This is a genomic window from Devosia sp. YR412, assembly GCF_900110945.1.
Classification (GTDB): Bacteria; Pseudomonadota; Alphaproteobacteria; order Rhizobiales; family Devosiaceae; genus Devosia.
This window is the reverse complement of the sequence record NZ_FOFL01000007.1, coordinates 33649-56143: the sequence shown is the minus strand read 5'-3', so window position 1 is coordinate 56143 and position 22495 is coordinate 33649. Positions and strand designations below refer to the sequence as shown.

Genomic DNA, 22495 nt, shown 5'->3' with positions numbered 1-22495 from the left:
GCCGGCCACGCATTCAGTGCTGGGAGCAAGCTCCCAATCGACAAGCCGGAGACTTATTCGGCGGATTCGATGATCGAGGCGTAGCGCTCGATATAGTCGTCGACCGTGATGCTGTCGTCGTCGAGGAACTCGGTGTTGAGATCCTGCATCTGCTGCTGGGTGTCGCTGGAGAGCGCGAAGTCACCCGATGGGAGCAGACCGTTCTTGAGCAGCACGAGAGCCTTCTGCATGCAGGCATTGGCACCGGTCAGGTCGATATCGGTGCGGATCGGCATGGAGCCCTTCTTCAGGTTGAAGGCGAGCTGGGCTTCCGGCGAGATCAGCGTCTTGGCAAGAGCTGCCTGGGCGTCGATCACGGCCTGGTCGGTGCCGGCAGGCAGGACCGGGAAGTAGAAGCTGTCGCCGCCGCCGGTCAGCTTGTCGCCGAGGCCGAGAGCGGGCAGACATTCGTAGTTTTCGCCGGGGACGCCGCCGGCCACCTGCAGGTCACCCTGCAGCCAGTCGCCGTGGATGTTGCCGGCCGCAGTGCCTTCCAGCAGCTGGGTACCGACGTCGCCGAAGGACGGCACCATGGTTTCAGGCGAGATCACCTTGCGGAGCGAGTCGAGAGCTTCGGCGACCTTGCGGAATTCCGGGCCACGAACGGCATCGGCACTCTTGTCGCGGTTGATGGCGAGAACGAGATCGGAACCGCCGATACCCGACATCAGCACGCCCGGAATGCCCGAGAAAGGCCAGCCGGTGGCAAGACCGAAGGGCAGGATGTCCGCCGCTTCGAGAGCCGGCCAGGACGCGACATATTCGTTCCAGTCCTTGGGAACCGGCTGACCGATCTTTTCGTAAGCAGCGGTCGACAGCCACAGCCAATCCCACGAGTGGATGTTGACGGGCAGGCAGTAGATCTTGCCGTCATAGGTGCAGGGCTCGAGCAGGGTCGGATCGACATAGAAGCCGAGGCCGCCCATTTCGTCGACGATCGGGGTCAGGTCGCGGATCAGGCCGGCCTGGATCAGTTCCTCGGCGTCGCGGCCGGTGTTCATCTGCGTGGCACCCATCGGGTCGCCGCCGATGATACGGCTGATGATGACCGGGTTGGCGCCGGTGCCGGAACCGGCCAGCGCACTATCCACCCAGGTGTTGCCAGTGGTTTCTTCGAAGACGCGGGCAAATTCGGCGACGGCAGCGGCTTCGCCGGCCGACGTCCACCAATGCGTCACTTCAAGCTCTGCCGCCATGACGGCCGTTGAACCGAGCAAAGCAGTTGCCATTGCGGCAACCACTGCAAATTTCTTCATAGTTGTCCTCCCAAACATCACATGGAGCGATCGCGCTCCCACGACGCCGCCAGCCGCAAGGTTGCCTTCTTGTGAGACATCCCGAACTGGCCGCATGTAATCGATTGCATCCTTCGTTCCCGAAACCTCTGCAATCGATTGCATTACTTTCACCTACGTCTTGCGTGACTGTCAATACAGATTTACACAGAATGCATAGCTGACAGCGAGAGGGGGCGCTGGCAGACATGGTTCTAGTGAAGAAAACACCGACAATTCAAGATGTTGCGCGGTTTTCTGGGGTCTCGACGGCGACCGTCAGCCGGGCGCTTTCCAGCCCCGAAAGGGTGAGCGAGAGCACCCGTGCGCGCATTTCGGAGGCAGTTCAGCTCACCGGCTATACGCCGAACCAGTCGGCCCGCTCGCTGCGCCAGAAAACCGCCCGGACCATCCTTGTCGCCCTGCCCGACATCCGCAATCCGTTCTTCTCGGCCATCCTTGATTCGATCGAGCGCGAGGCGGCCGCGCGCGGCTATGGCGTGCTGGTGGCGAACCGATTCTCCGGCGGGGATTCGGGTCGCCGGATGCGCGACTATTTCCTCTCCAACCGCGTCGACGGCCTGCTGCTGTTTGATGGTTCGGTCGATCTGGAACAGTTGATGCTGCTTACGGGCGATCCGGCTCCGGTGCCGCTGGTGGTGGCCTGCGAGGAGATCCCGAGCGCACCATTTCACACGGTGCGGACCGACAATTGCTATGCCGCCGAACAGGCGACGCGCCATCTGATCGGGCTCGGCCATACGAGCATAGGCCATATCGCCGGCCCTTGTGGCAATGTGCTGACCGCCGAGCGCGCGGCAGGCTTCCGCAAGGCCATGGGTGATGCAGGGCTCATGGTGCGAGAAGACTGGCTGTTCGAAGGGGCCTTTGGCATGGACCAGGGCCATGCGGCCGGGCAGCGCTTTGCGGCCTTGAGGGAGCGTCCGACGGCAATGTTTTCCGCCAATGACGAGAGCGCCATAGGCTTTCTCTCGGCGCTCAACCAGCACGGCATCGCCTGCCCGCGCGACGTTTCCCTGGTCGGTTTTGATGATCTCGACATCGCCGCCCATGTCCTGCCGCCGCTGACCACCATGCGCCAGCCGCGTGAGGCTCTGGGTCGCATCGCCGCCGGCGCGCTGATCGATGTCATCGAGGGCCAGAGCCGCAGCCGGCTGCCGATGCATATGGTGCTCAGCTCCGAGCTCATCGTGCGCGGCAGCACTGCCTGTCCCCCGGCTCATCAGTCGAGCGCCGCTGCCTCGGTGCTGCCGGTGTAATAGGCGCCAAAACACCATTCCCTTTGCGTCGAAATGGGTTAAATGGGTCCATCTGCGCTGGTCCCGTAGCTCAGCTGGATAGAGCAGCAGCCTTCTAAGCTGTTGGTCGGGGGTTCGAGTCCCTCCGGGATCGCCAGATTTTTCGGTTCAGCCGTGTAGTGCAGAGCGTAGCAGGCAAACTGGAAGATTTGTTTGGCCAAGCGGACTTAGTCACGAGTTGTGTAAAATTCGAACCAGCGGTTGCAGCGGCCGGTAACGCTGGCGCGCTTTGGGCCGGCCGGAATTAACACTTCGGCAAGGCCCGTATTGCAGGCTAAGCCTATGTTTAATATATCAAAATTTACCAATCCCTCGGCCTCAACCCAGCCGCTCGAACGTCGTATGGCGCCACGGCGCAATACCTATATCGAGGCAGAGATCAGCTTCGAGAAGACCCGCCTGCCCTGCATCATCCGCGACGTTTCAGAGGGTGGTGCCAAGCTGGAAGTGGCGAAAGTCGCGGGCATTCCCAACCTTTTCCAGTTGCATGCACCGGGCCACCAGCCGCAGGCCTGCCGCGTGGCGTGGCGGGCGATCCGGGAAATGGGCGTCGCCTATCTCGACGTGGACTAAAAGTCGAAACCCATCTGCGAAATCGGGACTTCCCGTTTTGGCTTGGGGGCGACAGCTTTGTCCGCAACATCGAGCGTTGGGAGAGCGTCGAGACGAACGATCGGCGGCGGCGCGGCTTCGGCAGGCTTGGCCGCGACCTTCTTGGCGGTTGACGCCCTTGCCAGCAGCTTGACCGGCTTGTCGGTCAGCACGGGTTCGCGCATCGCGGCGACCCATTCGCCCACCGGCTTCAGCTTTTCGGCATGCAGGGCATAGCGGTTTTCGCGGCCGAGCTTTTTCTCGCTGATCAGCCTGGCCTGCTTCAGCACCCGTAGATGTCGGGAAATGGCGGGGCGGCTGATCTTGAACGAGCTGGCCAGCACATGCACCGGCTGCGGACCGTCATGCAGGATTTCGATAATCCGGCAACGGGTTGGGTCGGCCAGGGCGACAAGGACGGCGATGGGCGGCATGCTGAATTCCCGAATTATCCAGCCCCAGTAGTAACGCCTGCGTTACAGGTCAAGCGCGGCAGGAAGCATGCGGGTGGTTATTCACCAGAACTGCAGGTCTCACTTGACGATCCCATAGGATCGGCGCCTGCTTGCAACCATGTGGCCACGTCCCAGTTCGGTACTGGTATGTAGGGAGACCACGACAGTGCACGAGAGCAAGCCGAGCTATTCATGGTGGAGCCGCGAACAGCGGCCCTTCACCATCGCCGAGAAGGTGGTCGACGGTGTCGTCCATATTCTTGGGCTGATGGGCGCCATTGCCGCAGGCTCAGTGCTTTTGGCGTTTGCTATTTTCGGGACGGCGCCCGAGGCCGTTCCCGCGCTGGCGGTCTATATTGGTTCACTGGTGGCGGTGCTCGGCGTGTCGCTGGCCTACAATATGTGGCCAGTATCGCCGATCAAGATGTGGTTGGCACGGTTCGACCAGGCGGCGATCTTCCTGTTCATCGCCGGGACCTATACCCCTTTTCTGGCGGTGCTGGGCGGCACGACGTCCGGCATATTAATGACCACCTTCGTCTGGGGCGCCTCACTGGTTGGTATCGCGCTGAAACTGATCGTGCCGCAGCGCTTTGGGCGTCTGGCCATTGCGCTTTACCTAGCGATTGGCTGGAGCGGGACGTTGGTGTTCCAGTCGTTGGCCGAGAGCCTGCCTAACAGCACGCTCTGGCTGCTGCTGGCCGGCGGCGTCACCTATTCGCTCGGGATCATCTTCCATCTCTGGGAAAAGCTGAAGTTCCAGAATGCCTTGTGGCATGTCTTCGTGGTCGCCGGAGCAAGCCTGCATCTGTGGGCGGTGATCGACTTTATGGTCGTCCACCGCCTCTAGACGGCGCTATTGACCGGCAGCAATCCGGTCGTGATCCATTTTGTCACCGGCCTTGAGGCCGATCTCAACCGAGCGGCCGCCCGGGATTTCCAGCACATATTGCACCGGACCGTCGGATGGAATGCCGGTGGGGTCGTGCGGGATGGCGTTGACGTGGACGTTTTTCACCACGCCGGCCGCATCGACGAAGATCATGTCGAGCGGGATGAAAGTATTGCGCATCCAGAACGACACCGGGCGCTGTTCCTTGAAGTCGAACAACATGCCGGCGTCGTCGGCCAGCTCAGTGACATACATCAGGCCCTTGGCGCGCGATTCCGGCGTGTCGACCACCGAAACGTTGAAAGCGTAATCGCCGGTGTCGGTGTGCAGGGTCAGTTTGCTCTCATCAGCCAGCGCCACTAGCGGCGACAGCAGCAGGGCGGCAGCAATGATGGCTCCAGAGCGTCGAAGCGCCGGAGCAAAGCCTTGGGCAAACAGCATCATTTTGGGAATTCCTAGTGGGAGGACGGCGCGTCGCCCCAACCATCGGGCCGGATTTCGGCGACCATAAGGCCCTTGGGACCATTGCCGTAGCGCACCAGCACAAACTGGCCGGGGCGCAGTTCGGTGATGCCAAAACGGCGAAGGGTTTCCATATGCACGAAAATGTCAGGCGCGCCCTCACCTTCGGAGAGGAAACCGAAGCCGCGGATGCGGTTGAACCACTTTACCTCAAGGCGAACCATGCCCGAGGTCGGCTCGACCACGACATGGGTGCGCGGCGCTGGCATCTGGGCCGGATGGCGGGCGGTGGATTCGTCCATCGAGACGACGCGGAAGGCCTGCAGGCCGCCGGGGCGGTTAAGCGCCTCGACGACGATTCGGGCACCTTCATAGGCGGTCTGGTAGCCGTCGCGGCGCAGGCAGGTGACATGCAGCAAAACGTCAGCCATGCCATTGTCGGGCACGATGAAGCCAAAGCCCTTGCCGGCGTCGAACCACTTGATGGCGCCGGAAACCTCAATGGTGTCGAGGTTTGCATCGCCAGAGGACGCAGCTGCATGGGCGTCGTTTGACACGCCTGCGCCGTCCTCGTGCTCGCCAGTAAACTTGGCCCCCATGCTTTTTCCCGCAGCCCTTCGTACTCGCCCCGCCGCCGCGAGGTACTAAACTAGACAAGCACACTCTGTCCGATTCAAGGGTAATTGTTAAGACTTTGTTTGGAAATGCACCGGTTGCCGCAAGGGGCTGTGCTTGCTAGGCCTCGGACAGCAGATTTACCGAGGAGAAGCGCGATGAAATACCTGCACACCATGGTCCGGGTGACCAATGTCGAGGAGAGCCTGCGGTTCTATTGCGAGGGTCTCGGGCTCGAGGAAGTGCGCCGCCGGGAGAGCGAACAGGGCCGGTTCACGCTGATTTTCCTCAAGGCGCCGGGCGATGATGGCGGTGAAGTGGAACTGACCTACAACTGGGATCAGGAAGAATATACCGGCGGACGTAATTTCGGCCACCTGGCCTATCGCGTGCAGGATATCTATGGCCTCTGCCAGCATCTGAGCGACATGGGCGTTGTGATCAACCGGCCGCCGCGCGACGGGCATATGGCGTTTGTGCGCTCGCCGGACGGGATTTCGGTGGAACTGATCCAGGACGGCACCCTGCCCCCGCAGGAGCCGTGGGCCTCGATGCCCAACACCGGCAAATGGTAGCTATTGGTTAGCCATCTGTTCACCAGATGGTAGCAGTTCACTAACCGTAGCGCTTAGCGCGCGGTTAGCGAAACCAATCGTATTTTAGCGACTTCACAGAACGGGACATTGTCTGTTGCCAAAGCGCAACAGCGATCCTTCGGAAGCCGCGATGCACACCCCTCTCCGCTCGATTCTCGCCGTTGTCGTCTGCACCCTGTCGCTGGCCGCCTGCATGCCCATGGCAATGTTCGCCAGCGGCACCGGCTCGGCCTATGCAGGCAAGCGCAGCGACTGGGGTACCTATGTGTCGAGCAAGGACGTCAACGCGCTGTGCCTCGCGCCCAAGCTCCGATTCCTGATCTGGGAGTTCGAGGGCCAGTTCGGTCGCAAGGTAATCATGAATTCGGGCTTCCGCGATGGCCAGCATAATGCGGCGGCGGGCGGGGCGGACAATTCCTACCACACCAAATGCATGGCGGCGGATTTCTACATCCCGGGCGTCGACAAGCAGACGCTGATCAACTTTGCCATGCGCAGCAGCGCCGGTGGCCTGGGCTGCTATCCGGGCCGCCAGTTCATCCATGTCGACGTGCGCGACCGGCCACGCGGCTACAATCGGCCGGTGACGTTTTCGGGCTGTTGAAAAAATTGAACTATCTGTCGCAAATGGGTTGCGCGGATCAAAACACCCCATTATACGACCCTCACCAGCGCTTAGGCGCCCTTCGTCTATCGGTTAGGACGGCACCCTTTCACGGTGCAGAGAGGGGTTCGACTCCCCTAGGGCGTACCATTCCTTCTTTGTGAAGAATGGTATATCTAACATGGCAAGTTCCAGGTTCGCGGCCATCGTCTATCGGTCAGGACGGCACCCTCTCACGGTGCAGAGCGGGGTTCGATTCCCCGTGGCCGTACCAGGAACCTCAGCTCAACCTGAACATCGCAGTCAACTTGACGGCTGGCCGGCGACGGCTCATTAGTCGCGGAATCGCGTCAGCCCGGTGAGCAAAATCCTCCGCCCTCTCTATTTCATCGCCGGCGTGCTGCTGGTGGCCATTGGCATCATCGGCATCTTCGTGCCGCTGCTGCCGACCACCGGCCCGCTGATCCTGGCCGCCTGGTGCTTTGCACGCTCGTCAAAGCGGGCCGAGGCGTGGTTGCTGTCCAACAGGCAGTTCGGCCCGGCGATCCTTGCCTGGCGGCAGAATGGCGCCATTGCGCGCAAGCACAAGCTGATGGCCGTGGGCGGCATGGCACTGGGGCTGGTGCTGTTCTGGGCCGGGGCGCATCCGGCGCTGTGGCTGGGATTGCTGGTGGCAGCGGGGCTAGCGGCTTGCGCGGCATTTGTGTGGACGCGGCCGGAGCCGGCGAAGAGCTAGCCCTGGTAGTCCGGAACGTCGCTGGGCTGAGACAGCGGCCTGTTGACTGAATTCGAAATGCCGACGATCACAAGCACGCCATTCTCAACTGTGTGGTCGATGAAATAGCCGCCACGCAGCAGGCGGCGCAATCCGGGGACGGCAAGCCTTTGCCGTCAAATCCCGCCGCCGAAAATGTACCGAGATCATTGAAGGCCGTAGCCATGCGCTTCAGGAATTCTGCCGCGGCGCGCGGGTTGCGCTCTCGCAGATAGGCTGCCTCATGCCGATATACTGTCGCGCCAGCCCGGAGAGGCGAACGCGCATCAAGCCACCTTGCCGTGCACGATCTCTTCAAGTTCACGGAGGACGTCTTCGGCGTCATGGGAGTCGCCGTTGCGAATCTGTTCTAGGCCTTCCGCGGCCTTTTTAATCTCCGCACCCTCTGCCAGCAGGTAGTATCGCAGGGCGCGCAGGATCACCCAGGACGAGCTGCGCTCGCAGGCTTTGGCGATCGCTTAGACGTCCTGCGGTACATCTACGGGCAGTCTCAATGGGATAGGGTCTGAGAGGTCAGGCGTGCTCATCGGCATTCTCCGCGCTGGACTGTCTTTATAGTCCAAAACGAAAAAGCCGTCCAATCAGGCGCTGAGCTTTGCCCCTGCCCCTACGTGATGCCGGCCGATGGGCACCACCATCGGCGTGTCGGAAATCGGGTCGATGACGATGCGAGAGGCCATGCCGAAGACGTCGGCGACGACGGCTTCGGTGACGACGTCTGCGGGGCGGCCTTGGGCGACGAGCTTGCCGGCCTTCATGGCGACGATGTGGTCGGCATAGCGGCAGGCGAGGTTGAGGTCGTGCAGGACGACCACCACCGTGCGGCCACTGTGCTTGACCAGATCGGTGAGGAGATCGAGCACTTCGACCTGGTGGTTGATGTCAAGAAAGGTCGTGGGCTCGTCGAGCAGCAGCAGATCGGTCTGCTGGGCGAGCGCCATGGCGATCCAGACGCGCTGGCGCTGGCCGCCGGAGAGTTCATCCACGGGCCGGTCGGCCAGCTCGAGGGTATCGGTGGCGCGCAGGGCCTCGGCGACGGCGGCGTCATCCTCGGGCGTCCAGCGGCGGAACCAGCCCTGGTGCGGATAGCGGCCGCGACCGACCAGATCAGACACGACGATGGCGTCCGGCGCGATGGGCGATTGCGGCAGCACACCGAGGATGGTGGCGACCTCTTTGGTCGACATTTGGTGGATCGGCTTGCCGTCGAGATAGACGGCACCGCGGGTCGGCGCCAGAAGCCGCGCCAGGCCGCGCAGCACGGTGGACTTGCCGCAGGCATTGGCGCCGACGATGACGGTCAGCTTGCCTGGCGGAATGGTCAGGTTGAGGTCATCGACGACCTTGCGCTCGCCATAGCCAAGATCCATGCCGGCGGCGAGAAGCTGGTGGTTGATGGTCATCGAAAACTCCACGATAGCGTCAATTGACCCGCCCTGCCCGGTTGGACACGATCAGCAGCCAGATGAGGAAGGCCGCGCCGAGCAGGCCGGTGACGACGCCGACCGGCAGTTGCACGGCGGGGATGACGTGTTGCGCCACAAGGTCCGAGCCCAGCATGACTAGCGCGCCGACCAGGGCGGCCTGCACAAAACCCTTGCCGGCGCCATTGAGCAGGTTACGCGCGATGGGACCGGAGACAAAGGCCACGAAGGCCACCGGCCCGACGGCAGCCGTGGCAAAGGCGGCATAGGCGACGCCGGCCAGCATTAGGCCCAAGCGGGCCGTTTCGACGCGGGCGCCGAGGGCGCTGGCGGTGTCATCGCCCAGTTGCAGCGCATCCAGCACTCGCGACAGGGCCATGGTGATGGGCAGGAGCACGAGCATGGCAATGGCCAGCGGGATGATATCGGCGCGGTTGGCAGCATTGAGGCTGCCGACCAGCCAGGCCAGCGCCTGCTGGACCTCCACGAGGCGCGCGCGGGTGAAGAGATAGGACACCACAGCCATCATTATGGCCGCCATGCCGATGCCGATCAGCACGACGCGATAGGCGGTGACGCCATTGCGCCAGGACAGGACATAGATGATCAGCGCTGTCAGAACGGCGCCGGCGAGTGCGCCGAGAGAGACGCCAAAGCCGGTCATGCCGAAGAGTACGATGCAGACCACCGCGGCGGCGCTGGCGCCATGCGAGATTCCGATAATATCTGGACTGGCCAGAGGGTTACGCAGAAGCGTTTGGAAAATGATTCCGCTGAGGGCGAAGCTGGCGCCGGTGAGCACGGCCAGGGTGGCGCGCGGCAGGCGGACGTTGAGGACGATGAAATCGACGCCCTTGTTGGCCATGCCGGTCAGCGGCGAGAGCAGCGACTGGATGACTCCGGACGGCGGCACGGCATAGTCGCCGAGGTACAGTGCCAGGGCGAAGGTCACGAGCAGAGCGAGGGTCAGGCCGAGGCTCACCACGCGACGGCGGCTGGCGAGGTTTTGGCGGATGTGGCGGACGGTGAGGACGGCGTCACTCATCAGAGGCTCGCCAGCTTGCGGCGGCGGACCAGCGCGATGAAGAAGGGCGCGCCGATGACGGCGGTGACGATGCCGACCTGCACTTCGCCGGGCGGAGCGATGATGCGGCCGATGATGTCGGCGCCGAGCAGCAGAATGGGCGCGAGCAGCATGGAATAGGGCAGGATCCAGCGATAGTTGGGGCCGGTGATGGCGCGGGCGACATGCGGCACGGTGAGGCCGACAAAGGCGATGGGACCGGCAGCGGCGGTGGCGCCACCGGCGAGGACGACCGCGGCAAGGCCGGCAACGGCGCGGGAGCGGTTGACGTTCTGGCCGAGCGAGCGGGCGACGTCTTCGCCCATGGAGAGACCGTCAAGCATGCGGGCAGTGAACAGGGCCAGCACAATGCCGACGGCCAAGAAGGGGGCGACCTGGGTGACCACATCCATGCCGCGACCGACCAGCGAGCCGACCTGCCAGAAACGGATTTCATCGAGGGTACGCGGGCTGGTGAGCAGGATGGCGCTGGTGATGGACTGCATGGCGGCGGTCATGGCGGCGCCGGCCAGGGCCAGCTTGATCGGGGTCGCACCTTCGCGGCCGAGCGAGGCGATGGCATAGACCACCAGCATGGCGGCCCCTGCCCCGGCAAAGGCCAGCCACACGTAGGCGCTGAGTTGGGTGATGCCGAAGACGGCGACGCCGAGTACGACGAAGACCGCTGCGCCGGAGTGGATACCGAGGATGGACGGATCGGCCAGCGGATTGCGGGTGGCGCCCTGAAGTACAGCGCCAGCGAGGCCAAGCGACGCGCCGACCATCAGGCCGACCAGAGTGCGCGGCAGGCGCAGGTCCCAGATGATGCGGTGGTCGGTGGAATTGGCATCGAAGGCGGTCAGTGCCTGCCAGATCGTGTCAAGCGAAACCGGGCGGGCGCCGACGGTGACCGAAAAGAAGGATACCGCCACCACGGCCACGGCAAGGCCAATCAGGCCGAGCGCGAGCACGGCCCCCTGGGACTTGCGGGTGGGAATGGCGGTTTCGGTCACGGCTAGTCGGTCAGGTTTTCGTCGGCGGCGGTGATGGCAGCGGTCAGCTTGTCGAGCGCACCGGCATAGGCGGTGTAATTGCGCAGCCAGAAGGCCGGCCATTCGGTGACGGCGCCGGAAGCGGCGGCGGGCAGCGTGGTCCAGGTCGGCTGGGCCAAGGCGTTCTCCAGCGTCGCCGGGGCGCGGTTATCGACCATGATCAGGTCGGCCGGGTATTTGTCGGCATTTTCCCAGCTGACGGTCTCGAAGTAATTGTTTCCGGCGGCATCGACGCCAGCGGGCGTGACGATGTTGAGGCCCCAGCTTTCCAGGTCGAGCAGTTCGGCGGCGCCGGCCGGGTCAGCGACATAGAGGGCGTCGGTACCGGCATAGACGGCGAGTGCGGTGAGGTTTGGCTTGGCGTCGACAGCGGATTTGAAGGCTTCCTGCGCCGTGGCAAAGCTGGCCTTGGCTTCGGCAATTTCGGGCGCGGAAAGGTCGGCGCCGAGGCTGGCGGCCAGCGCCTCATAATCCTTGATCATGCCGACAATGGAATCGCTGGCGGCCGGGCCGGTGATGGGCGCCAGCTCGAACAGCGCGGCGGAGACGTCGGTGCCGCCGCTCCAGGAGGCGTTGCGATCCCACCATTCGCCGATGATCAGCTCGGGCTCGAGCGCTGCGACCTTTTCGATATCCACTTCGCCCCAGGCCTGGCCGACAATCTCGATGCCGGTGAGGTCGAGCCCCTGCAGCGCCTTGGCATCGGCAATCGGGCCGTCAGCAAAGATGCCGATCGGGCGGATACCCAAGGGAATGAGGCCGGCAGCCGCGTCCTGATGCGCGACGATGCGGGTCGGCACCGCGTCGAGCGTCACCGTCTGGCCGGAGGCATCGGTATAGGTCCAGGGCTCGGCTTGGGCCAGCGCGGGCAGAAGGGCCAGAGCAACGACGGAAACGGACAGCAGGGTCTTGAGCAGCATTGGGGGCTCACAAGGTTGGACAAAACGCGCCGCTACCTAAGTGGCCGTAAGATGAACGGTCAAGTCATGTTTGACAGGCTATGCTGATCCAATTGCTGCCGCGTCGCGTAGAAGGCTTACACGGGCGGAGCAGCCGATGTATGCGGTAGTTATGACGAATTCAGAGATGGGCCTGCCCCCTATCCCGCCAGACATGGAAGACCCGGCCGCGCTGATGCTGCGTATTGCGCAACAGCAGGATCGCTCGGCGCTGGCCGCGCTGTTCGGCCTGTTCGGGCCGCGCGTCAAATCCATGATGATCAAGCTGGGCGCGAGCGATGCCCTGGCCGAAGACCTGGTGCAGGAGACCTTCCTCACCGTCTGGCGCAAGGCGGCGCTTTATTCCAACCAGCGCGGCGCGCCCAGCACCTGGATTTTCACCATTGCCCGCAACCTGCGCATCGACCAGCTGCGCCGGCAGAGCAACAAGCCCTATGAAGACCTGGAAAAGGTCACGCTGGCCAGCGACAGCCCGACCGGCAGCATGCTGGTGGAACAGCATCAGGTCGTCGACCGGGTGACCCGTGCCCTGACTACCCTGTCCGAGGATCAGCGAGAGGTCGTGCGCCTCAGCTTCATCCAGGACATGGCCCATGCCCAGATTGCCGAGCACCTCGGCATTCCCCTGGGAACTGTGAAATCGCGACTTCGCCTCGCCTATGAACGGCTCCGGCCCATGCTGGAGGATCTGCAATGAGTATCCAACACCACCCCGATATCGCCACCCTGATGAGCTTCAGCGCCGGCACGCTGGACCACCCCTATGCCACGGTGATCGCCACCCATCTCGCCATGAGCGAGGGCGGGCGCGAGACGCTGCGGCAGATCGAGAGCATCGGTGGGGCGCTGCTGGCAGAGGAGCCCGCGACGGCAATGTCGTCGGGCGCGCTGAATCGGCTGATGGATGCGCTGGGCGGCGAGAAGATCGAAGTGATCCCCCATGACCAGCGCGGCGGCGGATCGCTGCCGCTGCCGGTGCAGGACTATCTGCCCGGCGGTCTCGAGGCGGTGCGCTGGAAATGGACCGGGCCGGGTGTGGCGACGGCCGATCTCGCCTGGGGCGATGATGGCAAGTCGCGGCTGATGTTGCTGCGAGTGGCCGGCGGGCGGCGGGTGCCGGAGCATGGCCATGGCGGGCACGAGCTGACGCTGATCCTGCAGGGCGCCTATCGCGACCGCTTCGGTGTGTTCGCCAGAGGCGACATTGCCGATCATGACGAAGATGTCGAGCACCAGCCGATTGCCGAACCCGGCGAGGACTGCATCTGCCTCGTGGCGGTGGATGCCAAACTGACCTTCCGCGGCCGGCTGATGCGGGCGCTGCAACCTCTGTTCGGGATTTAGGTGATGAAAGCTGGCGTGGCGTGGATTATCGGCGGTGGTTCGGGAATTGGCGCTGCGGTGGCAAAGCTCTTGGCCGCGCAAGGCTGGACGGTGGCGATTTCCGGCCGGCGGGTGGAGAAGCTGGAGGCCGTGGCCAAGGGGAACGCGGCGATCAGGCCATATGCGCTGGATGTAACGGATAGTGATGCCATTGCCGCGATTATCCAGACCATCGTTGCTGATCTGGGGCGGATCGACCTGTTCATCTTCGGGGCTGCGGCGTGGCAGCCGATGGATGTGGGCGACTATGAATTCGAGAAATTCGAGACGGTGGTGAATACCAATTATCTCGGGCTGATCCGCATTGCGGGTCCGCTGCTCAAGCAGATGGAAGCCCAGGGCGGCGGGCACTTTGCGGCGATCGCTTCGGTGGCGGGATATTTTGGCCTGCCCCGTTCGGCGGCCTATTCCTCGACCAAGGCGGGGATCATCAACCTGCTGGAGACAATGCGGAGCGAGCTCGCGCCGAAGAATATCAAGGTGCGGATGATTGCGCCGGGGTTCGTCAAATCCGAACTGACCGACAAGAACGATTTCCCGATGCCGTTTCTGATGGAAACCGATGAGGCGGCCAAGCGGATCGTCGATGGACTGACGCAGTCGGATCGATTCGAGATCGCGTTTCCGAAGCGCATGGTCTGGCTGATGAAGACGGTGCGGTGGTTGCCGTATCCGGTGTTTTTCTGGCTGACGGGGAAGATGGTTCCGAAGTAGCCGAGATGGTGCAGTCGACACCCTCCCCCTTGAGGGGAGGGATCAAGGGAGGGGGTAGGCAACAGGCGCTGAGCCAGCGGAACATACCCCCTTCCTGCTCGATGACGGACTTAGCAAAGGGCTAAGTCCTATCTCGCTTCCCTCCCCTCAAGGGGGAGGGTGAAGCCGGTGGCTAACCGACAGGAAGCGCCATACTTAAAACCGCCCTAAACAGGCCGGCGGTACTGGTAAATCCCGACGTCGATGGATCCTTCGGTGAACCCTGCCTCGCAATAGCTCAGATAATACACCCACTTGCGCTTGAATTCTTCGTCGTAGCCAAGGGGCGCGATCATCGGCCAGCGTTCTAGGAAGCGCTCGCGCCATAGCTTGAGCGTCTTGGCGTAGCTCAGGCGGAAGGTGTCGACATTTTCCAGCACCAGGCCGTATTTGTCGCCGAATTCCTGCATCACCGTCTTGGTCAGCAGCATGCCGCCGGGGAAGATGTAGCGCTGGATGAAATCGGGGCCGGAGCGATAGCCGTCGAAATCGGCCTCGTTAATGGTGATGGCCTGGATCGCCGCCGTGCCACCGGGCTTGAGGCGATCATGCACGGTCTGGAAGTAGCTCGGCCAATTGTCTTCGCCGACCGCCTCGATCATTTCGATCGAGCCGATATGGTCGAACTGACCCTCGGTGTGGCGATAGTCTTCGAAAACCAGCGTGGCGAACTTGTCGAGGCCCTGTTTGGCCAAGCGTTCCTGGCCGTATTTAAGCTGTTCGGCGGAGAGGGTGATGCCGCGCAGATTGGCCTGGTAGTCGCGGGCGACGGTTTCGGCGAAGCCGCCCCAGCCGCAGCCGATTTCCAAAACTGAGGAGCCCGGCTTGACGCCGGCCATGTCGGCGACGCGGCGATATTTTTCGCGCTGCGCTTCTTCGAGGCTCTGGTCGCCCGAGGTGAAGACCGCCGAGGAATAGGTCATCGAAGGGTCGAGCCATTGGCCGTAGAAATCATTGCCGAGGTCATAGTGCTCGGCGATGTTCTTCTTGGAGCCTTCCAGCGTATTGCGGCGCGACAGGTGATAATGCAGATCGCCGGCGGCGCGGCGGAACAGGCCCGGATTGGCCTCTTCGAACATGTCGCGATTCTGCAGGAAGAAGCGCAGCAGCGCCGTCAGGTCGTCGACCTCGATATCGCCATTCATATAGGCCGAGGCAAAGCCCACCGTGCCACGCTTCATGGCCTCGGTGATGACCTTGAAATTGTTGAGCCGCAAAACCGAATGCTCGCCGGTCGCCGGATCGCCGACCGTGCGCGTCCGCCCATTGGGCAGGATGACGGTCACAGCGCCGTATTTGGGCTTGCCGAGCAGCTTGTAGCCGATCTTTTCGACGGCCCAGGAGGCAAACTTCGTCCACGGCGTAACGCCGGTATTGCTGGCTTCTACAACGGTCTTGTTCATCGTGCCGCTTGATCCAAAAACTGGCTAGAGCTGGTGGCGGCGCTTTGGCGGCCGCCTCAATTTAAGCGTCGGCGGCACACCCTTGAGCCACAAAAGCAGTGCTTCCCAGTGTATGCCCGCCACCACTTTAGCGGTCATAAAGGGATATGCAAGCAGCAGTTTCAGGAGCGTAGCGTCACTCAGGGGGCGGCGTTCACCTTCGAAATAGGCCGTCAACAGCCCGCCTTCGGCGTCGGACAAGGTGATGCCGAGGAAGACGGTTTCCGACGGAGGGCGCACAGAAAAACGGTAGTCGCCCTCCATGGTGTTGAAGGGCGAAACGTAGAGCGCCTTGCTGGCCTCGTGGCGGATTTCGCCATCCACCGGGGTCACATTGGCCTGATAAAAATGGTGCTCGCCAAAGGTATTGCTGACCTCATAGGCCATGAAGCGCACGGTGCCTGCTGAGTCTTCGCAATAGTAGACGGTGATCGGATTGAAGGCGAAGCCGAGCAGGCGCGGATAGGCCAGCATGCGGATCTTGGCGATGTCGGGAACGCCGGCCGCAGCCGCCTTGCGGCGGATGAAGGCGGCAACGCTGCTGCCGTCGCGCGGTCCGAAATCCTTACTCACCAGTGAGACAAGGTTGAATCTATTCAAGGAGAAGAAGCGGAGTTTCTCATCCAGAGAATCAAGCTGGTCGAGATCGACCAGCATAGAGAAAACCCGGTAGCGCAGCGCATGGCGTTTGGGCCGGGCACGCTTGTGCACGACGTCGCCGACATAGATAGCGCCGTCGCTTATTCCGCCGCCCATAGCTTCTGGTCTCCCTCGACCCAGTTATGCGCAATGCGGCCGCGCTGCTCGGCAACCTGCCAGGGGCGCTGGACCGGGCCGATGCGTTCGGCCACTTCGAGGCCCGACTGCAGGCCATCCTCGTGAAAACCGTAGCCCATCCAGGCGCCGGCAAACCAGGAGTTATTGACGCCCTGAATCTGGTGCAGCTGCGGCTGAGCCGCAATGGCCGCGGCATCGAACAGCGGATGCTTGTAATCCACCTCATAGGCCACGGTTTCCGGCGCGACCTCGCGATGCGGATTGAGCGTGACGAAGAGGTTTTGCGTGGTGGGCAGCGGCTGAAGCTTGTTCATCCAATAGGTCAGGCTGAGGCCCTCTTCGCCTGCGGTGCCGCGCAGATAATTCCAGGCCGACCAGAGATGGCGGCGCTTGGGCATGAAGCTCTTGTCGGTATGCAGCACGGCGCGATTATTGGTGTAGCGAAAGGCGGACAGGATGCGCTGTTCGGCTTCGCTCGGATCGGCGATCAGCGCCAGGGCCTGATCGGCATGGGTGGCGAAGACCACCTGGTCGAAGTGACGATGGCTGCCGTCCTCGAAATAGATTTCGGCGCCCTGGGCATGGCGGCGCACGGCGGTGATGCCGGCATTGAGCACGGTTTCCATCTGCGTCGCAGCGACGAGCTTGTTGATATATTCGCGCGAGCCGCCCTTCACCGTACGCCAGAGCGGGCGACCGGTAACCTGCAGCAGCGAGTGATTGGCGAAGAATTCGATGAAGGTGCGGGCCGGAAATTCCAGCATGCCGCGCGACGGGGTCGACCAGATGGCGGCCGAAATCGGCAGGATGTGATCGTCGATGAAGGCCTGCGAATAGTCGAAGCGCTTGAGGAAGTCGCCGATCGAGAGATCGTCGGCGCAGGTCTGCATCTGCCCTTCAGCATCGCGGAAGAAGCGCATGATGTCGCTGACGAGCTTCCAGTGGCGCGGGCGCACGATATTGCGGCGCTGGCCGAACAGGCCCCAGAGATATTCGCCGGAATATTCCATCTGCCCTTCGCCGATCGACACGGCAAAGCTCATATAGGAGCGCGCGGTCTCGACCTCGAAATGGTCGAAAAACGCGGTCAGGTTAGGGTAGTTCTTCTCGTTATAGACGATGAAGCCGGTATCGACCGGCACCGGACCCTGGGGCGTTGGCGCCATCACCGTATTGCTGTGGCCGCCCAGCACGGCGTTCTTTTCGAACAGCGTGACGCTATGGGATTTTGAAAGCAGCCAGGCGGCTGACAGGCCGGAAATTCCCGAGCCGATCACGGCAATGGTCGAAGCAGTCATGTCCGGGAGATCTCCGCTTGGCCCTATGGAGCTTGTACGGGGAGAGCAACGGCGTGGATCAGTGCAAAGTTTCTTATATGGCATTTGAGCGGGCTACTAAGACGCTGAAATGCCCTGATTTTTCATCTGTCGCGCTTTCGAACCGCAAAAGTGGTGTCCACTTTTGCTGAAAGCGCTCCGGTCACTTGGGTTTAGCCATGTCGGTCAGGCGGAACTGCACCTGCTCGCGACCCTGGTAGTGATCGACCGAAAGCGCGCCGGCAAAATGCCAGGCCGGGTCGGCATCGCGCAGCAGCGCATCGCCCAGCGCAGTATTGGCGGCGCGGAAGGCGATGGCCTTGAGGCGCGCGCCATCTTCGGAGGTCAGGGTGAAGCTGACATGGCCGCCCTTGCCGACGATCTGGGCATAGCGGGCACGGTGGGCCGGAAAGGCGAACAGCGGGCCGGGATTGCCGGCGCCATAGGGCCCTGCCCGCTCCAGCGCTTGCACGAGGTCGAGCGTGGCGCCGCGGGCGGTCAGCGCCGCGTCGATTGGTAGTGCCGTGGCGGCGCGGGCAGCGGTCACATCGACCGAGAGCTTTTGCGCGAGGAAGGAGCGGAAAGCGCCGAGCTGGTCCTGCTTGATGGTGATACCGGCCGCCATGGCATGGCCGCCGCCTTTGGCGAGAAGGCCGAGCTCGACGGCCTCGATGACGGCGCGGCCGAGATCGACGCCGGGCATTGAGCGGCCGGAGCCAGTGCCGGCGCCGTCGGGGCCGAGCGCGATGGCAAAGGTCGGGCGTTCGAAGCGGTCTTTCAGGCGCGAGGCGATGAGGCCGGCAACGCCGGGATGCCAATTGGCCGAGGCGAGGACGAGCACCGGCGGCCCCTCCCCGCTGCCGATCTCGAGTTCGGCCACGGCGGCGGCTTCTTCGACTGCTTCCACTTCGATGCGCTGACGCTCGGTATTGAGCTCGTCGAGCCGGGCGGCGATGGCGAGGGAATGGTGCTCGTCATCGGTGGTCAGCAGTTCGACCCCCAGCGCGGCATTGCCGATACGGCCGCCGGCATTGATGCGCGGACCGAGCAGGAAGCCGAGATGATAGGGGTTGATCGGGCCGCTGAGACGAGCAGCCAGCGCCAGCGCCGCCATGCCCTTGTTATCGCCGCGGCGGGCGACTTCAAGGCCACGCACGACGAAGGCGCGGTTGAGGCCCGTGAGCGGGACGACGTCGCAGACCGTGGCGAGGGCCACGAGATCGAGCAGTTTCAACAGGTCCGGCAGGCCGGTATCGCCGCGCAGGCGCAAAGCGCGGTTGACGGCGACCAGCACCATGAAGGTGACGCCGGCGGCACAGAGATAGCCGAGGCCGGAAATGTCGTCCGGCCGGTTGGGATTGACCAGGGCATTGGCCTCGGGCAGCGCGTGATCCGCCAGATGGTGGTCAATCACCAGCACATCGGCGCCGCGGGAGCGGGCATGGGCGATCGGCGCCATGCTGGTGGTGCCGCAGTCGAGGGTGATGATGAGCGTGGCGCCGGCATCGATCAGCTTGTCCATGGCGCCGATATTGGGGCCATAGCCTTCGAAAATGCGGTCGGGAATATGCACCTGCGGCTCGACGCCGAAGTGGCGCAGATAGCGCGCCATCAGGGCGCAGGAACAGGCGCCGTCGACGTCGTAATCACCGAACAGTGCCACGGATTCATTGTCGGTGATGGCCTGGGCGATGCGGTCGGCCAGCGCGTCCATGGCGGTGAGCGTCGAGGGATCGGGCATCAACCCACGGATAGTGGGATCGAGATAGGCATCGGCCTCGTCGAGGGTGACGCCGCGCGCCGCGATGATGCGGGCGAGAATTTCGGAAATGCCGCTGCGCTGGGAAATCGCCGTCGCCATGCGCGTCGTCGCCATATCAAGACGATCGGTCCACATGCGTCCGGTGAGGGACCGGGTGACGTCGAGAAAAGGGCGCGGGGCGTCAAGCATGGAGGGAGGGTTAAGCGATTTGAGGGGGGAGGTCGAGGGGCGCCGTGTCTCCTCTCCCGTTTACGGGAGAGGAGGACCGCCAAAGGCGGTGGAGAGGGGAGCGGCTTGCGCGAATAGAAGGTGGACAATGGGATGGTCGGTGCACGTGGCTCCCCCCTCCACCACGCTACACGCGGTCCCCCTCCCCCGCAGGCGGGGGAGGACAAGAGGTGGTTAGCCTACCTCGCGTGCCGCGCCTTGATCCACCGCGTCGTCTGGCTCCAGCTGCGCATCACGACCGTGCTGGTCTCGATGAAGCCGCGGCGCAGGCGGACGCCTTCGACCAGTGAGCCGTCGGTGATACCGGTGGCGGAGAACAGCACGTCGCCGGCGGCGAGTTCGGTCACGTCGTAGTTGCGGTTGGGGTCCTCGATGCCCATTTCGCGGGCGCGCAGGCGCTTGTCGGGCGTGTCGAGGATGAGCTTGCCCTGCATGTGGCCGCCGATGCAGCGCAGGGCCGCGGCGGCCAGCACGCCTTCAGGGGCGCCGCCGGAGCCGAGATAAATGTCCACGCCGGTATCGACCGTGTTGACGGCATGGATGACGCCGGCAATGTCGCCGTCGCTGAGCAGCTTCACGGCGACGCCGGTGGTGCGCAATTCCTCGATCAGGCCGGCGTGACGGGGCCTATCGAGCACGATGGCGGTGATTTCGCTCAAGGGCACGCCCTTGGCCTTGGCCAAGGCCCGGACGTTTTCGCTGGCCGTCCAGTCGATATTGACGGTGCCCGGCGCATAGTCGGCGCCGACGGCGATCTTGTGCATATAGACATTGCGGGCGACGTTGAGCAGACCGCCGCGTTCGGCCATGGCGAGGACGACGAGGGAATCGGGCTGGTTCTTGGCGCAGAGGGTGACGCCTTCGAGCGGGTCGACGGCGATATCGACTTCGGGGCCTTCGCCCGCGCCGACGGCCTGGCCGATGAACAGGTCGTCCACCTCGCCCAGTTCGCCTTCGCCGATGACGATGCGGCCGGAAATGGCGACGCTGTCGAGCTCGTCCTTCATCGCCCGGACGGCGGCGAGGTCGGCGGCCTGTTCATCGCCCTTGCCGCGCCATTCGGCGGCGGCGATGGCGGCGCGCTCGGTGACGCGCACCAGCTCCAGCGTCAGGTTACGGTGCAGATTGGCGGGGCTCTTGTCGCCCTCGGCCTTGGTCAGCTTCATTCTATTTCCCCCCGGGCCCTGTTTGTCCCCGGGCGGGACTCAGAGCGTTTCGATCCGGATCAACTGCGGTTCACCGACGATAAACCCGTCGGCGGCGATCTGCGCAAGCGATTCACGCACGGCTGATTCCAAAGTCTGCTGCGTGATCATCACCACGGTGCGGGTCGGCGCGCCGTCGAGCGAGACGGCTTTAGCGTTCAAATCCGACCGCTGGATGACAGAATCGATGCTTATCCCCCGCTCGCCCATGCGGGTGGTGATGGCGGCCAAAGCGCCGGGCACGTCCTTGGCATTGAGGCGGATGTAATAGCCGCCGTCATGGGCGCGCATCGGCGCCTGCTTATAGGGCAGCAGTTCCTCGGAGGGCACGCCGAGCGGCGGCACGCGAGTGCCGCGGGCGATGTCGAGGATGTCGGAGAGGACTGATGATGCGGTCGGCGGGCCACCGGCACCGGGACCGGCCAGCAGCAGTTCATGCACATGGTCAGTTTCGAGCGCCACGGCATTCATCACGCCATCGACGCCGGCAATCGCCGAGCCTTTGGGCACGAAGGTCGGATGAACGCGCTGCTCGATGCCCTCGTCGGTGCGCTGGGCAATGCCGAGCAGCTTGATCTTGTAGCCGAGCTCGGCGGCGACCTTGATGTCATGCTGGGTGATGCGGGAAATGCCTTCCACGCGGATCTGGTCAGGCGCGATCTCGTAGCCGAAGCAGAGCGTCGCGAGGATGGACAGCTTGTGGGCGGTATCAAAACCTTCGACGTCGAAGGTCGGGTCGGCTTCGGCATAGCCAAGGGCCTGGGCGTCCTTGAGGCAATCGGCAAAGGAAATATCCTCATTACCCATGCGGGTGAGAATATAGTTGCAGGTGCCGTTCATGATGCCGAAGACCTTGGCGATGCGGGCCGAGCCGAGGCCTTCGCGGAGAGTCTTGATGACGGGTATGCCGCCGGCGACAGCGGCTTCAAAGCCCAGCTGGGCGCCGGATTCTTCGGCCATGCGGGCAAGCGTCACACCATGTTTGGCCAGCAGCGCCTTGTTGGCGGTGACCACCGGACGGCCGATTTCGAGGGCGGCTTTCACCGCGGCAAAGGCCGGGCCGTCTTCGCCGCCGATCAGTTCGACGAAAAGGTCGATGCCGTCGGATTTGGCCAGGGCGACCGGATCATCGAACCACTCGAGGCCGGAAATATCAATGCCGCGGTCGCGGGACCGCGAGCGCGCGGCGACAGCCGTGACCACCAGCTGGCGGCCGAGCTTTTTGGTGAGCTCGGCGCCGTCTTTCTGAAGAATCCGGACCAGCGTGGCGCCGACATTGCCGAGGCCGGCGACGCCGACGCGCAGCGGCGCCTGGGCCTCGCCGTCGCCGAAATCCTGCATCGCCTTGAGGATGCGCGTGCGCGTATCGGAGCGCGGCTCGCGGCCCTCGCGAAGGTCGAACACGAACAGCGGATCACCCGCAACGGTGCGGCCGAAGCGGGTCGGTGTCCAGCCCCGGGCAGAGATGAAGGTTTCGACGGCGTGGCGGAAAGAAGCAATGTCACTCAT

Annotated in this window: 24 protein-coding genes and 3 tRNA genes; 12 read left to right on the top strand and 15 right to left on the bottom strand. The window is 63.4% G+C overall.

From position 1 onward, the window contains the following. Positions 1-53: 53 nt before the first annotated feature. Entirely contained in the window at positions 54-1295 is a 1242-nt protein-coding gene (locus tag BM045_RS17665; RefSeq protein WP_092185665.1) for an ABC transporter substrate-binding protein, read from the bottom strand. A gap of 227 nt (positions 1296-1522) precedes the next feature. Between BM045_RS17665 and BM045_RS17660 the strand changes: the two genes are divergently transcribed. From BM045_RS17660 to BM045_RS17650, 3 genes are all read left to right on the top strand, one after another. Then, the gene (locus BM045_RS17660; protein WP_092185663.1) at positions 1523-2593 is read left to right on the top strand and encodes a LacI family DNA-binding transcriptional regulator; all 1071 of its coding nucleotides are present in this window, start codon (positions 1523-1525) and stop codon (positions 2591-2593) included. A gap of 59 nt (positions 2594-2652) precedes the next feature. Beyond that, positions 2653-2729 (top strand) — tRNA-Arg (locus BM045_RS17655). 185 nt (positions 2730-2914) lie between these two features. Then, positions 2915-3205, top strand: coding sequence for a PilZ domain-containing protein (locus BM045_RS17650; protein ID WP_092185661.1), 291 nt, complete (start codon positions 2915-2917; stop codon positions 3203-3205). Here BM045_RS17650 and BM045_RS17645 read toward each other — a convergent pair. After that, a complete protein-coding gene (locus BM045_RS17645) occupies positions 3202-3657 on the bottom strand; it encodes an ArsR/SmtB family transcription factor (RefSeq protein ID WP_092185659.1) in 456 nt (151 codons plus the stop codon). The genes BM045_RS17650 and BM045_RS17645 overlap by 4 nt on opposite strands. A gap of 187 nt (positions 3658-3844) precedes the next feature. Between BM045_RS17645 and BM045_RS17640 the strand changes: the two genes are divergently transcribed. Next, complete coding sequence (locus tag BM045_RS17640) at positions 3845-4528, top strand: PAQR family membrane homeostasis protein TrhA (RefSeq protein ID WP_244523052.1); 684 nt, start codon at positions 3845-3847, stop codon at positions 4526-4528. Positions 4529-4534: 6 nt separating this feature from the next. Here BM045_RS17640 and BM045_RS17635 read toward each other — a convergent pair whose 3' ends face one another. Beyond that, on the bottom strand, positions 4535-5014 hold the full coding sequence (locus BM045_RS17635; RefSeq protein WP_092185655.1) for a DUF192 domain-containing protein: 480 nt from the start codon (positions 5012-5014) through the stop codon (positions 4535-4537). An 11-nt stretch (positions 5015-5025) separates the two neighbouring features. Beyond that, positions 5026-5631, bottom strand: coding sequence for a cold-shock protein (locus BM045_RS17630; protein ID WP_092185653.1), 606 nt, complete (start codon positions 5629-5631; stop codon positions 5026-5028). A 174-nt stretch (positions 5632-5805) separates the two neighbouring features. Between BM045_RS17630 and BM045_RS17625 the strand changes: the two genes are divergently transcribed. From BM045_RS17625 to BM045_RS17605, 5 genes are all read left to right on the top strand, one after another. After that, positions 5806-6222 carry a VOC family protein gene (locus tag BM045_RS17625; protein ID WP_092185651.1) on the top strand — a complete coding sequence of 139 codons (417 nt, stop codon included), beginning with the start codon at positions 5806-5808 and terminating at the stop codon, positions 6220-6222. 151 nt (positions 6223-6373) lie between these two features. Beyond that, on the top strand, positions 6374-6847 hold the full coding sequence (locus BM045_RS17620; RefSeq protein ID WP_139198832.1) for a YcbK family protein: 474 nt from the start codon (positions 6374-6376) through the stop codon (positions 6845-6847). Positions 6848-6922: 75 nt separating this feature from the next. Continuing rightward, positions 6923-6997, top strand: a tRNA-Glu gene (locus tag BM045_RS17615). A 49-nt stretch (positions 6998-7046) separates the two neighbouring features. Next, positions 7047-7121: transfer RNA gene (locus BM045_RS17610), tRNA-Glu, on the top strand. An 84-nt stretch (positions 7122-7205) separates the two neighbouring features. After that, complete coding sequence (locus tag BM045_RS17605) at positions 7206-7583, top strand: YbaN family protein (protein WP_244523051.1); 378 nt, start codon at positions 7206-7208, stop codon at positions 7581-7583. 305 nt (positions 7584-7888) lie between these two features. Here the strand turns inward: BM045_RS17605 and BM045_RS19225 are convergent, their stop codons facing one another. From BM045_RS19225 to BM045_RS17580, 5 genes are all read right to left on the bottom strand, one after another. Then, on the bottom strand, positions 7889-8044 hold the full coding sequence (locus tag BM045_RS19225; RefSeq protein ID WP_244523050.1) for a hypothetical protein: 156 nt from the start codon (positions 8042-8044) through the stop codon (positions 7889-7891). A gap of 159 nt (positions 8045-8203) precedes the next feature. After that, positions 8204-9025: an ABC transporter ATP-binding protein gene (locus BM045_RS17595; protein ID WP_092185647.1), complete on the bottom strand. Its 822-nt coding sequence runs from the start codon at positions 9023-9025 to the stop codon at positions 8204-8206. Positions 9026-9044: 19 nt separating this feature from the next. Beyond that, positions 9045-10091, bottom strand: coding sequence for a FecCD family ABC transporter permease (locus BM045_RS17590; RefSeq protein WP_092185645.1), 1047 nt, complete (start codon positions 10089-10091; stop codon positions 9045-9047). Continuing rightward, positions 10091-11122: a FecCD family ABC transporter permease gene (locus BM045_RS17585; protein WP_210185040.1), complete on the bottom strand. Its 1032-nt coding sequence runs from the start codon at positions 11120-11122 to the stop codon at positions 10091-10093. The genes BM045_RS17590 and BM045_RS17585 overlap by 1 nt, the downstream gene beginning before the upstream one ends. 2 nt (positions 11123-11124) lie before the next feature. Further along, positions 11125-12081, bottom strand: a complete 957-nt coding sequence (locus tag BM045_RS17580) for an ABC transporter substrate-binding protein (RefSeq protein WP_092185641.1) — start codon at positions 12079-12081, stop codon at positions 11125-11127. A gap of 151 nt (positions 12082-12232) precedes the next feature. Here BM045_RS17580 and BM045_RS17575 point away from each other — a divergent pair, with 151 nt between their 5' ends. From BM045_RS17575 to BM045_RS17565, 3 genes are read left to right on the top strand one after another with little or no spacing between them, the layout of a single operon-like run. Then, positions 12233-12817, top strand: coding sequence for a sigma-70 family RNA polymerase sigma factor (locus BM045_RS17575; protein ID WP_244523049.1), 585 nt, complete (start codon positions 12233-12235; stop codon positions 12815-12817). Next, positions 12814-13464, top strand: a complete 651-nt coding sequence (locus tag BM045_RS17570; protein ID WP_092185639.1) for a ChrR family anti-sigma-E factor — start codon at positions 12814-12816, stop codon at positions 13462-13464. The genes BM045_RS17575 and BM045_RS17570 overlap by 4 nt, the downstream gene beginning before the upstream one ends. 3 nt (positions 13465-13467) lie before the next feature. Continuing rightward, complete coding sequence (locus BM045_RS17565; protein WP_092185637.1) at positions 13468-14217, top strand: SDR family NAD(P)-dependent oxidoreductase; 750 nt, start codon at positions 13468-13470, stop codon at positions 14215-14217. A 206-nt stretch (positions 14218-14423) separates the two neighbouring features. Here the strand turns inward: BM045_RS17565 and BM045_RS17560 are convergent, their stop codons facing one another. The 6 genes from BM045_RS17560 to BM045_RS17535 form a co-directional block, all read right to left on the bottom strand. Then, positions 14424-15659: an SAM-dependent methyltransferase gene (locus BM045_RS17560; RefSeq protein ID WP_092185635.1), complete on the bottom strand. Its 1236-nt coding sequence runs from the start codon at positions 15657-15659 to the stop codon at positions 14424-14426. 24 nt (positions 15660-15683) lie between these two features. Beyond that, positions 15684-16454, bottom strand: a complete 771-nt coding sequence (locus BM045_RS17555; RefSeq protein WP_092185633.1) for a DUF1365 domain-containing protein — start codon at positions 16452-16454, stop codon at positions 15684-15686. After that, positions 16439-17773, bottom strand: coding sequence for an NAD(P)/FAD-dependent oxidoreductase (locus BM045_RS17550; protein WP_092185631.1), 1335 nt, complete (start codon positions 17771-17773; stop codon positions 16439-16441). The genes BM045_RS17555 and BM045_RS17550 overlap by 16 nt, the downstream gene beginning before the upstream one ends. A gap of 181 nt (positions 17774-17954) precedes the next feature. After that, positions 17955-19742, bottom strand: coding sequence for a single-stranded-DNA-specific exonuclease RecJ (gene recJ, locus BM045_RS17545; RefSeq protein WP_092185629.1), 1788 nt, complete (start codon positions 19740-19742; stop codon positions 17955-17957). Between the two features lie 218 nt (positions 19743-19960). Beyond that, positions 19961-20947, bottom strand: coding sequence for a class II fructose-bisphosphatase (gene glpX, locus BM045_RS17540; RefSeq protein WP_092185627.1), 987 nt, complete (start codon positions 20945-20947; stop codon positions 19961-19963). A gap of 39 nt (positions 20948-20986) precedes the next feature. Beyond that, positions 20987-22327, bottom strand: coding sequence for a homoserine dehydrogenase (locus BM045_RS17535; RefSeq protein WP_244523058.1), 1341 nt, complete (start codon positions 22325-22327; stop codon positions 20987-20989). Positions 22328-22495 lie beyond the last annotated feature (168 nt).